The sequence below is a fragment of the Duganella sp. AC237 genome (assembly GCF_979254035.1).
This window is the reverse complement of the sequence record NZ_CEEDEW010000003.1, coordinates 2,283,905-2,297,597: the sequence shown is the minus strand read 5'-3', so window position 1 is coordinate 2,297,597 and position 13,693 is coordinate 2,283,905. Positions and strand designations below refer to the sequence as shown.

Here is a 13,693-nt window from a genome sequence, read left to right as displayed (position 1 = left end):
CCATTTACACGGTTTTTATCTGATTTTTATCTATTCTTGCACTGGAATGGAGCGTAATTCGTCCATCCATACCACGCTTTGCGCGTCGCTCGGCGCGCGCCAGTCGCCCCTTGGCGACAGCGAACCGCCGCTGCCGACCTTGGGCGCGTTCGGCACGCAGCTGCGCTTGAACTGGCTGGTGCGGAAGAAGCGGTCCAGGAAGATGCCCAGGTTTTTCTTGATCGCCGCCAGGTCGTACTGGTTGCGCGTGACATGGTCGCCATCCGGCCAGCGCCCCTGCTCCCTGTCCTTCCACGCGTTGAGCGACAGGAACGCCACCTTCGACGGCCGGAAGCCGAACCGCAGCACATAGTACAGATTGAAATCCTGCAGCTCGTAAGGCCCGATCGTGCTTTCGGTACGCTGCTCGGGCTGGCCTTCGGCGGTGCCCGGCACCAGTTCCGGACTGATTTCGGTGGCCAGGATATTCAACAGCACCTGCGCGTCGTTGCGGCCGATCACGCCCGACTCGGCCACCCAGCGCACCAGGTGCGAGATCAGCGTCTTCGGCACGCTGGCGTTGACGTTGTAGTGCGACATGTGGTCGCCCACGCCGTAGGTGCACCAGCCCAGCGCCAGCTCGCTCAGGTCGCCGGTACCGACGACGATGGCGTTGTGGTGGTTCGCCAGGCGGAACAGGTGGTTGGTGCGCTCGCCGGCCTGCACGTTCTCGAACGTGATGTCGTACTGCGCCTGCCCTTCCGAATACGGATGGTTCAAATCCTTGAGCATCTGGATGCAGCTTGGACGGATGTCGATTTCCTGCGCCGAGCAACCCACCAGCGTCATCAACTGGTGCGCCTGCGTCAACGTGCGCTCGCTGGTGGCGAAGCCGGGCATCGTGTACGCCAGGATGTTGGTGCGCGGCAGCTTGAGCTTGTCCATCACGCGCGCGCACACCAGCAGCGCGTGCGTCGAATCGAGGCCGCCGGAGACGCCGATCACCACTTTCTGGATGCCGCTCGACGTCAGGCGCTGCGCCAGCGCCTGCACCTGGATGTTGTAGACCTCGTTGCAGCGCTCGTCGCGGCGGCGGGCGTCGGCCGGCACGTACGGGAAGCGCTCGACGCAGCGCTTGAGCGCCAGCGGCTCCTCGCGCCCGATTTCCAATTCGAAGAACACCGTGCGGAATTTGTTGACCTCGGCCGCGTGGCGCTGCACCGATTGCGCGAAAGTGTTCATGCGCATGCGCTCGCGCGACAGGCGCTCCAGGTCGATGTCGGCGAAGGTCAAGGTCGGCTCGTCGACAAAGCGCTTCGGCTCGGCAAGCAAATCGCCATTCTCGTAGATAACGCCCTGCCCGTCCCAGGCCAGGTCGGTGGTCGATTCGCCGCCGCCGGCCGACGTGTACAGATAGGCGGCGATGCAGCGCGCGGACTGCTGGCCGACCAGCAGGTTGCGGTAATTGGCCTTGCCGACCAGCGCATTCGAGGCCGACAGGTTGACCAGCACCGTGGCGCCGGCCAGCGCCGCGAACGACGACGGCGCCACCGGCACCCACAGGTCCTCGCAGATCTCGACATGGAATTTGAACAGCGGCATGTCGGCCACTTCGAACAGCAAGCCCGAGCCGAACTGCACGCGCTCGCCAAGCAGGTCGATCTCGGTGGCCACCGCATAGTCGGCACTGCTGAACTGGCGGGCCTCATAGAACTCGCCGTAGTTCGGCAAATAGGTCTTGGGCACCACGCCCTGGATCTGGCCGTTGGCGATGACCACCGCGCAGTTGTACAGCTGGTGCTCGACCCGCAGCGGCGCGCCGACCACCAGCGCCATCTTCCACTGCGCCGACGCGGCGACGATGGTGTCGAGCGCGTCCAGGCAGCCGTCGAGCAAAGCGCTTTGATGGAACAAATCGTCGCAGGTGTAGGCCGACAGGCCCAACTCGGGAAACGCCACCAGCGCCGCGCCCTGCGCCGCCGCCTGCCCGGCCAGCGCGATGGTCTGTTCGGCGTTATAGGCCGGATCGGCGATGCGGCACACCGGCGCCGCGATGGCGACCCGGGCGAAATCATGCGTGTACAAATTAAGGAAATTCGAGCTCATGTAAAGTCTTTCGCGTGCGCAACCAAACAAAAGCCAATTATCGCACGGCCACGGACGCGCCGCCGCCAACGGATCAGCGCCAGATAGGCTAGACTGGCGCCAACATCAGAGCTGGAGTAAAGCGTGTCAGAAGCAGAGTTTTCGATCATCGACTCGTTGGAAAACGTCGACCCGGCGCAGTGGCAAGCCATCGCCGGCGACAACCCGACCCTGGCCTACGCGTTTCTGCACGCGTTGCACGACACCCGCTGCGCCTCGGCCCAAACAGGCTGGACGCCGCGCTACCTGGTGCTGCACCGCGACGGTGCGCTGGCGGCGGCCATGCCGCTGTATCTGAAGGATCACAGCCGTGGTGAATACGTGTTCGATCACGCCTGGGCCGATGCCTTCCATCGCAACGGCATTCCCTACTATCCGAAGCTGCTGTCGGCGGTGCCGTTCACGCCGGTGACGGGCGGCCGTTTGCTGGCGCGCACCTCGGAAAACCGCGCCCTGCTGGCGCGCGCGGCGTTGCAGGTGGCCCGGCAGCTGGAGACGTCGTCGCTGCATATCCTGTTCCCCGACGAGCAGGACCGGCAAGCGCTGGAGGCTGCGGGTTTTATGCTGCGCGAAGGGGTGCAGTTCCATTGGGAGAATCCCGGTTATGCCGATTTCGACGCCTTTCTGGCCAGCTTCAAGATGGAGAAGCGCAAGAAGATCCGCCAGGACCGGCGCCGCGTGCTCGATGCGGGCATCAAGTTCGAACATTTGGCCGGGCGCGACATCACGCCGGAGGTGCTGCGCTTCTTTTATAGCTGCTATGTATCGACCTACCACGCGCACTTCTCCAAGCCTTACCTGACCCTGAAGTTTTTCGAGCGGCTGCTGGACGAGGCACCGGACAGCCTGATGATCGTGCTGGCCAAGCGCGGCGAGGAGCCGGTGGCGGTGGCGTTGAACCTGGTGGGCGGCAACATCATGTACGGCCGCTATTGGGGCACGCAGGAATTCGTCTCCGGGCTGCATTTCGAGACGTGTTATGTGCAATCGATTGAATATTGCATCAAACACGGCATCGCGCGCTTCGAGGGTGGCGCGCAGGGCGAGCATAAGATGTCGCGCGGACTGGTGCCGACGCCGACGTGGTCGGCGCATTGGATCGCGGATGAACGTTTTGCCGATGCGATCGCGGATTTCCTGGCGCAGGAGACGGCGGCCATGAACAATTATATAGACGAGCTGGGCGAGCACGTGCCCTTCAAACCGATCTAAAACACGTAGGGCGGATTAGGCGGAACGCCGTAATCCGCCATTAGACGAGCCGTCGAGACGCATGCATGGCGGATTACGCTTCGCTAATCCGCCCTACGTGGAACAGATGTCACGCAGGGTTTACCGTAAGCGTCTCTTACTCTTCCAGCAGGCTGCGCAGCATCCACGCGGTCTTTTCGTGCGTGTCCAGGCGCGTGGCCAGCAGGTCGGCGGTCGGCTGATCGTCGGCGCCTTCCACCAGCGGCAGCAGTTTGCGCGCGGTGCGGGCGGTCGCTTCCTGCGCCTTGACCAGATGCTGAACCATTTCCATCGCCTTCGGCACGCCTTCCACTTCCTTGATGGTCGCCAGCTTGACGAACTCGGTGTACGTGCCCGGTGCCGGATAGCCCAGTGCGCGGATGCGTTCGGCGATCAGGTCCAGCGCGGTCCACTGCTCGGTGTACTGCGCCATGAACATCTGGTGCAGGCTGTTGAACATCGGACCTTTGACGTTCCAGTGGAAATTATGGGTCATCAGGTACAGGGTGTAGCTGTCCGCCAGCAGGCCTGACAGGCCGGCGGCAATGTTCGCGCGACTTTCGTCGGAAAGGCCGATATCGATCTTGGAGGCTTTTGCGTCCATGGGTAACTCCTTCTAGTAGCTTGGACCTTTATTGTAATCGTATCCAGTCCTCCGCGTGGGAACGTACCGTTCGGCAAACCGGTTCAATGCTGACCCGCCGGCGTCATGCGCCGTCGCCGACGCGGCGATCGTTGGCGGCCTCTTTCCTGACGGCGCCGGCCCGCATCGGCGTCCCGGCCGCGCATGGCTGCGCAGGCGCACCGCGAGCACGATGTCGAGGATGCCAGTGATAAGCGCGTTCGATCATGACTCCTCCGATAGCAAAAAAACAGCCCGTACTGAGTCAGATTGGCGCACACGCAAACGGTTCCCGACGATACCTACATTTCATCCACGGGTTAAAATCGGGTTGATACAATTTTGTCCCGATAGATGAAACCAGTTTGCTTCACAGCATTTTCAATCGAGCCTATACTCTATGCCCCGTTGTATGGTTTTATGAGGAATGTGGCACACACAGCATGAATGCAGATTTTATAAAACAACGGAACCGCTTCAAGTCCGCCACGATGAAGCGTATCAATGTCAGTGAAGAGTCTTACACCAACGTGACGAACCTGCTGGCGACGATCGCCGAGCCGTTTCACGCGCGCAAAGGCGAGTTCCTGCAACATGCCGGCGTGCCGGCCACGCAGGTGCACTGGCTCGCCAGCGGCGTCGCGCGCAGCGGATTCTTCAATCGTGACGGTGTCGAGATGACCCTGCGGTTTTTCCGCGAGGGCGAGTCCGCCACCTCGCTGACCGATCTGATCACCGGCGAGACCGGCCAACCGGCCGTGCAATTTCTGGTGGCCGAGACGACCATCCACGGGTTCACCCTGGACTGGGCGCAGTCGTGCGCGCTGCGCGCCCAGCATGAGGTGATGCAACACTATCATCTCCAGGCCGCGATGCATGGTTTGCAGAGTCTGGCACAACGCGCCTACAGCAGCGGCGAGACCTCGGCGCAAGAACGCCTGGCCGCGTTCCGCGAGGAATACCCGGGTCTGGAGGCGCGCATCTCGCAACGCGCGATCGCCTCCTACCTCGGCATCACGCCGCAATACATGTCGCGCCTGCGGCGCGAGGCCGAGGCCGAGGCCGCCGAAAGCGCCGCGCGCGAATAAGCACGCCCGACAAATAAAAAAGCCCCATGTGTGCTTGCCGGACCAAGGTCCAGGCAAAGCCGCATGGGGCTTTTTTGTGCCGGCCGGATTGGGCCGGCGGGGTATCAGGAATTGCTTGCCGTTTCCTTGTTGTACGCAGCGACGCCGTTCAGGATTTCCTGTTTGGCATCTTCCGGACCGTACCAGCCGTCGATCTTGACCCATTTGCCTTTTTCCAGGTCTTTGTAATGCTCGAAGAAGTGCTGGATCTGGCGCAGGCGCAGTTCGTTCAGGTCTTCCGGCTTCTGCCAGTGGCTGTAGATCGACAGTACCTTGTCGACCGGCACGGCCAGCACTTTGGCGTCTTCACCGGACTCGTCGGTCATTTTGAGCACGCCGATAGGACGGCAGCGCACCACCACGCCCGGGATCAGCGGGAACGGGGTGATCACCAGCACGTCGACCGGATCGCCGTCGTCCGACAGGGTGTTCGGCACGTAGCCGTAGTTGCATGGGTAGTGCATCGCGGTGCCCATGAAGCGATCGACGAAGATCGCGCCCGATTCCTTGTCGACTTCGTACTTGATCGGATCGGCGTTCATCGGAATTTCGATGATCACGTTGAAGTCGTTGGGCAAATCGCGGCCGGAAGGCACTTTATTCAAGCTCATGGGTTTCCTCGTTGTTGTGCTGACAAATGTTTACTGCGTAATTATAACGAAGTCCAGGACGCTTGTGCATTGCAGCACTACCGTGCGGAAATTTTAATGCTTCAGATCGGACTTGACGAAATACTTGCGCGCATAGGTCGCACTTGCCTACAAGCTCGCCTGCGCCCCCGGCAAGGAGATTCTGATAGCGTGGATATTTACCGCAACCGTGGAGGGATCATGAATCACCAGATCGTACGCATGCTGCCCAGTTTTGAAGCCGCCGAAGCGGCCCGCAATGGCTTGCTTGCCGAAGGCTTTGAAGGCGACGGCATCCATGTCAACGTCACCACCGACGAGGCCGGTCCCGCCGAGAGCAATTTTTACGTGGGCGACTCCCCCGCCGTCAAAGGCGGCTCCGATTACCAGGACGTCTACAAGCCCGCCGCGCGGGGCGATTTGTGCATGATCACGGTCACCGCCGCCGACGCCGCCCAGCTCGAACGGGCGACGGCCATTTTGGAATCGAACGGCGGGATAGACGTCGATCCCGCCCACGGCGCGGCCAAGCGCAGCTTTTAACGCATCAGCCGGGGGTCAAGTCTGTCATTCGGACACGAGCTGGACCGTATAACGCTGCTACGGTCCAGCTCGTGTCTGAATGACAGACTTGACCCCGTAGTTTTTTAGAGGATGGTCGCCAGCGCGCACTGGCGGTAATGGTTGGCGGCCTCTTCGTGCTGCTGCAGCGCTTCGTGCATTTGCGCCAGCTTCAGGTGCGATTCGCGCACCATGCGCGGATCGGACGCGTCCGACAGCGCCTGCTCCAGGTAGCGCTGCGCCTTGCCCCACAGCTTCTGCTTCAGGCACAGCGAACCGAGCGTGAGCGCCAGTTCGGCGTCCGTCGGCCGGGCGTGCAGCCATTTTTCGCACGCCTCGATCTGCGCCAGCAAGGCCGCCGAGCCGGCCGGCGCCGCCGCTTCGCGGTAGGCGCGGATCACACGGTCGTCCCAGTCGGCGGCCAGCGATTCCTCGGCGACCCTGCGCGCTTCGTCGTGCAGGCCGCGCGCGTTCAGCGCCGTCGCCGCCAGGCAGGCGACGTAAGGCTTGACGCGGTCGCTGTTCGGCACCGTCGACCAGACCCGCTGCAGCGACTCGGCGTCGTTGGTCTGGTCCGACAGCAGGTCGGCGTAGGCCAGTTCGCGCAAGCGCGCCGACAATGCCGGATGCAGCGCGCGGTGCTTGTCCAGCGAGCGCACCAGGCGCAGCACTTCCGGCCAGTTCTTGGCCTGCTGCTGGGCCTTCAACGACCATTGCAACGCGTGAATGTGACGGGTGCCGCTGGCGTTGAGCTCGCGCACGGCGTCGAGCGCCGCTTCAGGCTGATGGTCGTCGACCAGCAATTCGGTCATCGTCATCAGGCGCGCGGTTTTCATGACATTGTCGTCGTTGAGCTTGGCCAGCCACTGGTCGCGGCGGGCGCCCTGGCGCATGCGGTGTGCGGCGCGGGCGCCGATCAGCGCGGCGACGCCGGCGTTCTCGGGCAGTTCCGAGGCGCGGATGGCGGCCTTTTCGGCATGGCCGAAGCGGCCTTCGAACAAGGCCTTGAGCGCCTCGCGCAAGCCCTTGTTGCCGTCGCGCTCGCGCTTTTGCTGGCGGTAGAGCGCCACCTTGGCCGGCATTTTGAGGGTGGCGCGCAAGGCGCGGATCACCGCGTAAAGGAACACGAACAGTGCCGCCGCGATCACGCAGAAGAAGTTGAGCGACATGTCGATCCGGTGCGGCGGGTAGAACAGCACCACGTTGCCAGGATTGAAACGCGCCGTCACGGCGATGCCGATGGCCGCGGCCATCAATGCGACCAACCAGAGGAATAATCGCATGGCTATTGCTTCGCTTTGTAGTTACGTACGGCGTTCAGGCTGTCCGACAGGGTCGGCATCTCGATCGCCAAATTGCTGGTCTGCACCTGGCGCAGCAGCGACTGCACCGTTTGGGTGTTTTTGGCGCGGGTGTCGAAGTACTTGACCAAGGCTTCCTGGGCGGCGATCAGGTCGGCGCGGAAGGCTGTTTCATTGCGCGACAGCAGTGCCATGCGGGCGTTCAACAGCCGCAACTTCAGGTTCTCGCGCAGGAAGTAGGCCTGCGTCGGCGACAGCATTAGCGCGTCCGGCGTTTCCACGCTACGCACGCGGATCAGCTGACGCACATCGGTCCACATTTCAGTGCTCCAGCCGGTCCAGGTGTTTTGCAGTGCAAGCAGCCATGGATTCGGCTCGCTCGGCTCGACCACCGCGACCGGCTTGCCGTTCTTGTCCAACACCGGCTTGACCCTGGCCTTGACCTTTTTCTCCGGCGCCGCCGGCAGGGTCGGTTGTTCGTCCGACAGCATCGGCAAGTTGTCGATCTGCGCGATGACGTTGTCCAGGCGCAGCGCCACGCCGACCGAATCGACGCTCGGCAACGCCTTGAGCTTCTCGGTGTCCTTGGCGATGGCGCGGCGGATGGTGATGAATTGCGGCTTGTCCGAGCGCGACAGGCTGCGGTCGGCGTTTTGCAGCGCGATCAGCGCGCCAGGCACGTTGCCGGCCAGTTGCAGCTGCTGGCTGGCGGTCGACAACACTTGCTCGATCTCGGTCAGCGCCCACTCGTCGCGGTTCTTCGACAGATCCTGGTACAGCTGCTCGAGCGCCAATTGCTGGCTCTGCGCCTCCAGTTGTTTGCTTTCCAACAGGCCAACCTTGATTTGCAACTCGCGGCTGGTTTCCTGCACGGTGCGCGCCAGGGTGCCCGTTTCGGCGTTGATGGAGTCGCCCTTTTGCAGGCGCAGCGCCATTTCCTGACGCAGCTTGCCCATCTTGTTATGGGTCGACCACGTCTGGGCGGCCAGCAACACGGCCAGCACCACCACCCCACCCAGCAGGATGCGCGGCTGCTGCAGCGTATCGAGCAACCGGGGTTCGGGCGGCGATTTCAGCGGCGCGGACGGGGACTCGGCGGCGGAACCGTGCGAGACGACAGGGTCGGGTAATGTAGGCAAATCGTTCATAGGCGTGATTGTAACGCGGCCAGCAGGCGTTCGTCGCCTGATCCGGTGAGCGTCAGACGGGAAAAGCCCAAATTGCTTGCAGTTTCGGCAATTCGGGCGTGCGGCACGATCAAATGCTGTTGTTGCATCGATACAACACAGGACGGCTTGCCGCCAGGACTTTTTATATCGAGCTCGGCCAGTAGGTCGCACAGGCCGCGCAGCGCCTCGGAACTGGTGATGATCCAGTCGTTTTGTTGCGCCAGCAAGCGGTGCAAGGTGCTTTCCAGCGCCGCCGTCAATTGCGGCACGGTACGACGGTAGGCCGGGACCACCTCGACCTGGGCGCCGGCCGCGCGCAAGCCGTCGGCCATCAGCTCGCGTCCGCTCTCGCCGCGCACGATCAGCACCGGCTGGTCCTTGAGCGCGGCCAGGTCCAGCGTTTGCAGCAAATGTTCGGAATCGCTGTGGCCGTTGTCGGCCGGGCTGACGATATTAAATTTGTCCGGTGTGACGCCGTGGGCGGCCAGCGCCAGCCGGCTGCCCTCGCCCACCACGGCCGCCGTCACGCCGGCCGGCCACTGTTGAATATGGGCGAAGGCGGCGTCGATGGCGTTGGGCGACACGAAAGCCACCATCGAATAGCCCGGCGCGGGCGCGCACAAGCGCGCCAGCGCGGCCCGCAACGCGGATTGATCCGGCAGCGGCGCGATCTCCAGCAGCGGCAGCACTTCCACCTCGCGGCCCAGCGCGGCCACGCGGGCGGCCAGCGGCCGCGCTTGCGCCAGGGGACGGGTGATGACGACGATGCCGGTCATCCCAGTGTCATCCGAGGGTCATCAAACCGGCTGGGCGCCGGTCGAGCCGTCGGCGTTCAGCTCGCGCGAGCGCGCCTCCTCCTCGGCCTGGGCGGCGTCGCTCAGGCAGACGGCCAGGATGCCGACCGCGTCCTGCGCGCGCAGCAGCTCGGACACTTGCAGGCCCAGCGCCTCGGGATCGGCGGCCGGACCGTGCACTTCCGCGCTGGCCACGCGGCTGCCGTCCGGCGTGCCGACCATCGCGCGCAGATGCATCTGGCCGTCCTCGACGGTGGCGTAGGCCGCCAGCGGAATCTGGCAGCTGCCGCCGAACACCTTCGACACCTTGCGCTCGGCCGTGACGGCCTGCGCGGTGGCCAGGTCGTTGAGCGGCGCCAGCAACGCTTTCAGGTCGAGCCCATCGTCGCGTTCGGCGATTTCGATCGCCATCGCGCCCTGCCCGGCCGCCGGCAGGCTGTCCTCCGGCGCCAGCACGGCGCGGATGCGCTGCGACAGGCCCAGGCGTTTGAGGCCGGCGGCGGCCAGGATGATGGCGCTGTAGTCGCCGCGATCGAGCTTGGCCAGGCGGGTGTCGAGGTTGCCGCGCAGCGGCTTGATCACCAGGTGCGGATAGCGCGCGGCGATCAGCGACTGGCGGCGCAGGCTGCTGGTGCCGACGATGGCGCCCGGCGGCAGCTCGGCCAGCGTGGCGTAGTCGTTGCAGACGAAGGCGTCGCGCGGGTCTTCGCGCAGCATCACGGCGGCCAGCGCGAAGCCCTCCGGCAGCTCCATCGGCACGTCCTTGAGCGAATGGACGGCCAGGTCGGCGCGGCCTTCGGCCATCGCTACTTCCAGTTCCTTGACGAACAGGCCCTTGCCGCCCACCTTCGACAGGGTGCGATCCAGAATTTGATCACCTCTTGTCGTCATTCCGACAATTTTGACATCGCACTGCGGATATAATAATGTCAAGCGTTCACGAACATGCTCCGCCTGCCACATGGCCAGGCGGCTCTCCCGCGACGCGATCACCAATCTGGACGGGGGAGTTTGGACCACTTCGGATGTTTTCAAAACCAGTTCTTTCGCTGTAGCTGACGCTCACCGGCGCTGGCCAGTAAATCGCGCGTGTTTAAGATCACAAATTTTATCATGCTCACCTTCATGCAGAACCGGGCTACCAGCCTTTGCACCGACATTTCACATCTTTGCGGCTTATCACATGGCAAAACAATCTAGTGCAATCGACGACAACATCGCTGAACAACCCGGCGCGGCCACCGAAGTAGACAAGGACGCGCCCCTTAAAGAAGATATCCGCCTGCTCGGCCGCCTGCTGGGCGACGTGCTGCGCGACCAGGAAGGCGAGGAAGTGTTCGCCGTGGTCGAAACCATCCGTCAAACGGCCGTGCGCTTCCGCCGCGAGGCCGACGCCGGCGCCGCCAAGGAACTGGACGGCATGCTGAAGATCCTCACGCGCGAACAGACCATCTCGGTGGTACGGGCATTCTCGTACTTCTCGCACCTGGCCAACATCGCCGAGGACCAGCACCACATCCGCCGCCGCCGCGCCCACCTGCTGGCCGGCTCGAACGCCCAGAAAGGCAGCATCAACTTCGCGCTGTGCAAGCTCAAGGAAGCCGGCGTCAGCGAGCAAACCGTCGGCGAATTCTTCGACCAGGCCCTGATCGCCCCGGTGCTGACGGCCCACCCGACCGAAGTGCAGCGCAAATCCATCCTCGACGCCGAGCACGACATCGCCCGCCTGCTGGCCGAGCGCGACCTGCCGCTGACGCCGAAGGAAAAATCCGCCAATATGCATCTGCTGCGCGCGCGCATCGCCACCTTGTGGCAGACCCGCATGCTGCGCTACACCAAGCTGACCGTGGCCGACGAGATCGAAAACGCGCTGTCGTACTACCGCACCACCTTCCTGCGCGAACTGCCGGGGTTGTACGATGACATCGAGAGCGACATCGCCCAACACTACGGTAGCGCGCCGGCCGACGACCAGGAGCCGCAAGTCAAGCCGATCAACGCGCCGTACGTGCAGATGGGCAGCTGGATCGGCGGCGACCGCGACGGCAATCCCAACGTCAATGGCGGCACCATGCAGCACGCACTGGTGCGCCAGGCCACCACCATCCTCGACTTCTATCTGGAAGAGGCGCACACCCTGGGCGCGGAGCTGTCGATCTCCACCCTGATGATCGGCTGCACCCCCGCCCTGCAGGCGCTGGCCGACCAGTCGCCGGACACCTCCGACCACCGTGCCGACGAACCATACCGCCGCGCCCTGATCGGCATCTACGCGCGCCTGGCCAGCACCGCCCGCGCCCTGGGCGCGACCAACATCCTGCGCAAGGAAGTGGGCCACGCCGAGCCGTACGCCAGCGCCGCCGCGTTCTCGGCCGACCTGCAAACGCTGGTCGAGTCGCTCACCGCCAACCACGGCGAAGTGCTGGTGCGCCCGCGCCTGTCGACGTTGAAGCGCGCGGCCGACATCTTCGGCTTCCACCTGGCGTCGCTGGACATGCGCCAGTCGTCCGACATCCATGAGCGCGTATTGGCCGAGCTGTTCGCCAAGGCCGGCGGCGAGCCCGCCTACGCCTCGCTCGACGAGGACGCCAAGGTGGCGCTGCTGCTGAGCGAGCTGTCGCAACCGCGCCTGCTGTACTCGCCGTACATCGACTACTCCGACGAGACCGATTCCGAGTTGGGCGTGCTGCGCGCGGCGCGCCAGATCCGCGACCGCTACGGCGCGCGCGCGATCCGCAACTACATCATCTCGCACACGGAAACCGTGTCCGACCTGCTGGAAGTGATGCTGCTGCAAAAGGAAATGGGCTTGCTGCGCATCGCCGCGGGCGAGGCCGAAGCGGAACTGGACCTGATGGTCATCCCGCTGTTCGAAACCATCCCCGACCTGCAACGCGCCGCCGGCATCATGGAAGCGGTGATGGCGCTGCCGCTGGTCAAGGGCCTGATCGCGAAGCAGGGCCAGATCCAGGAAGTCATGCTCGGTTATTCGGACTCGAACAAGGACGGCGGTTTCCTGACCTCGACCTGGGAACTGTACAAGGCCGAAACCCACCTGGTGACGGTGTTCGAAAAAGCCGGCGTCAAGCTGCGCCTGTTTCACGGCCGGGGCGGCACGGTCGGCCGTGGCGGCGGTCCGAGCTACGAGGCCATCCTGGCGCAGCCGCACGGCACCGTCAACGGCCAGATCCGCCTGACCGAACAGGGCGAGATCATCGCCTCCAAGTTCTCCAACAAGGACATCGGCCGCCGCAACCTCGAGCTGCTGGTCGCCGCGACCCTGGAAGCGAGCCTGATGCCGCAGTCGGAAGACAGCGCCCACCTGGAGCAGCTCAGCCAGTTCGAGGCGATCATGGCGGAGATCTCCGACCGCGCCTACAAGGCCTACCGCAACCTGGTCTATGAAACCCCGGGCTTCACCGACTACTTCTTCAGCGCCACGCCGATCGCCGAGATCGCCGAGCTGAACCTCGGTTCGCGTCCGGCCTCGCGCAAGTCGACCAAGCGCATCGAGGACTTGCGGGCGATTCCATGGGGCTTCTCGTGGGGCCAGTGCCGCCTGCTGCTGCCGGGCTGGTACGGCTTCGGCAGCGCCATCGGCGCCTGGGTGGCCGACGGCGACAAACCGCAACGCCTGGCCCAGCTGCAATCGATGTTCAAGGAATGGCCGTTCTTCGCCACGCTGCTGTCGAACATGGACATGGTGCTGGCCAAGACCGACCTGGCGATCGCCTCGCGCTACGCCGACCTGGTGCAGGACAAGGAACTGCGCGATCGCATCTTCAAGCGCATCACCGAAGAGCACGCCAACACGCTGGCGATCCTGCAGGACATCACCGGCGCGTCCGAGCGCTTGACGGGCAATCCGCTGCTGGCGCGCTCGATCCAGAACCGCATCGCCTACCTCGATCCGCTGAACCACTTGCAGGTCGAGCTGATCAAGCGCCACCGCGCGCTGACGGTCGATCCGGCCAAGGCAACGGACGAGCGGGTCCACCGCGGCATCCACCTGTCGATCAACGGCGTCGCGGCCGGCTTGCGCAACACCGGCTAAGCCGCCTCACCGTCGACTGAAGGACCAGCGCCCCGACTCATCCCCGGGGCGTTTTTTTGGCTTTTTCACCGCTTGCGCGGAA

At 63.9% G+C, this 13,693-nt stretch carries 11 protein-coding genes; 4 read left to right on the top strand and 7 right to left on the bottom strand.

Going from position 1 to position 13,693, the window contains the following annotated elements:
- Nucleotides 1-30 precede the first annotated feature (30 nt).
- Nucleotides 31-2,085, bottom strand: coding sequence for an NAD(+) synthase (locus AC0IYS_RS10580; protein ID WP_471705099.1), 2,055 nt, complete (start codon nt 2,083-2,085; stop codon nt 31-33).
- A gap of 123 nt (nt 2,086-2,208) precedes the next feature.
- Here AC0IYS_RS10580 and AC0IYS_RS10575 point away from each other — a divergent pair, with 123 nt between their 5' ends.
- Complete coding sequence (locus AC0IYS_RS10575; protein ID WP_471705098.1) at nt 2,209-3,336, top strand: GNAT family N-acetyltransferase; 1,128 nt, start codon at nt 2,209-2,211, stop codon at nt 3,334-3,336.
- A 136-nt stretch (nt 3,337-3,472) separates the two neighbouring features.
- On the opposite strand, the gene AC0IYS_RS10570 is transcribed toward AC0IYS_RS10575, so the two are convergent.
- Complete coding sequence (locus AC0IYS_RS10570; RefSeq protein WP_090320538.1) at nt 3,473-3,958, bottom strand: Dps family protein; 486 nt, start codon at nt 3,956-3,958, stop codon at nt 3,473-3,475.
- Between the two features lie 509 nt (nt 3,959-4,467).
- On the opposite strand from AC0IYS_RS10570, the gene AC0IYS_RS10565 reads away from it, so the two are divergent.
- Entirely contained in the window at nt 4,468-5,064 is a 597-nt protein-coding gene (locus AC0IYS_RS10565) for a Crp/Fnr family transcriptional regulator (protein WP_471705097.1), read from the top strand.
- A 104-nt stretch (nt 5,065-5,168) separates the two neighbouring features.
- On the opposite strand, the gene ppa is transcribed toward AC0IYS_RS10565, so the two are convergent.
- Complete coding sequence (gene ppa, locus AC0IYS_RS10560) at nt 5,169-5,714, bottom strand: inorganic diphosphatase (RefSeq protein ID WP_471705096.1); 546 nt, start codon at nt 5,712-5,714, stop codon at nt 5,169-5,171.
- A 219-nt stretch (nt 5,715-5,933) separates the two neighbouring features.
- On the opposite strand from ppa, the gene AC0IYS_RS10555 reads away from it, so the two are divergent.
- Nucleotides 5,934-6,275 (top strand): hypothetical protein, encoded by a 342-nt coding sequence (locus tag AC0IYS_RS10555; RefSeq protein ID WP_471705095.1) that lies wholly within the window; start codon nt 5,934-5,936, stop codon nt 6,273-6,275.
- A 104-nt stretch (nt 6,276-6,379) separates the two neighbouring features.
- On the opposite strand, the gene AC0IYS_RS10550 is transcribed toward AC0IYS_RS10555, so the two are convergent.
- The 4 genes from AC0IYS_RS10550 to hemC are packed head-to-tail and all read right to left on the bottom strand — an operon-like array spanning nt 6,380 to nt 10,577.
- Complete coding sequence (locus AC0IYS_RS10550; RefSeq protein WP_471705094.1) at nt 6,380-7,576, bottom strand: heme biosynthesis HemY N-terminal domain-containing protein; 1,197 nt, start codon at nt 7,574-7,576, stop codon at nt 6,380-6,382.
- A 2-nt stretch (nt 7,577-7,578) separates the two neighbouring features.
- A complete protein-coding gene (locus tag AC0IYS_RS10545; RefSeq protein ID WP_471705093.1) occupies nt 7,579-8,742 on the bottom strand; it encodes a uroporphyrinogen-III C-methyltransferase in 1,164 nt (387 codons plus the stop codon).
- On the bottom strand, nt 8,739-9,539 hold the full coding sequence (locus AC0IYS_RS10540; RefSeq protein WP_471705092.1) for a uroporphyrinogen-III synthase: 801 nt from the start codon (nt 9,537-9,539) through the stop codon (nt 8,739-8,741). Before AC0IYS_RS10540 ends, AC0IYS_RS10545 begins: the two co-directional genes overlap by 4 nt.
- A gap of 21 nt (nt 9,540-9,560) precedes the next feature.
- Nucleotides 9,561-10,577 (bottom strand): hydroxymethylbilane synthase, encoded by a 1,017-nt coding sequence (hemC, locus tag AC0IYS_RS10535; protein ID WP_471708841.1) that lies wholly within the window; start codon nt 10,575-10,577, stop codon nt 9,561-9,563.
- Nucleotides 10,578-10,740: 163 nt separating this feature from the next.
- On the opposite strand from hemC, the gene ppc reads away from it, so the two are divergent.
- Nucleotides 10,741-13,611: a phosphoenolpyruvate carboxylase gene (ppc, locus tag AC0IYS_RS10530; RefSeq protein ID WP_471705091.1), complete on the top strand. Its 2,871-nt coding sequence runs from the start codon at nt 10,741-10,743 to the stop codon at nt 13,609-13,611.
- The last annotated feature ends 82 nt before the right edge of the window (nt 13,612-13,693 follow it).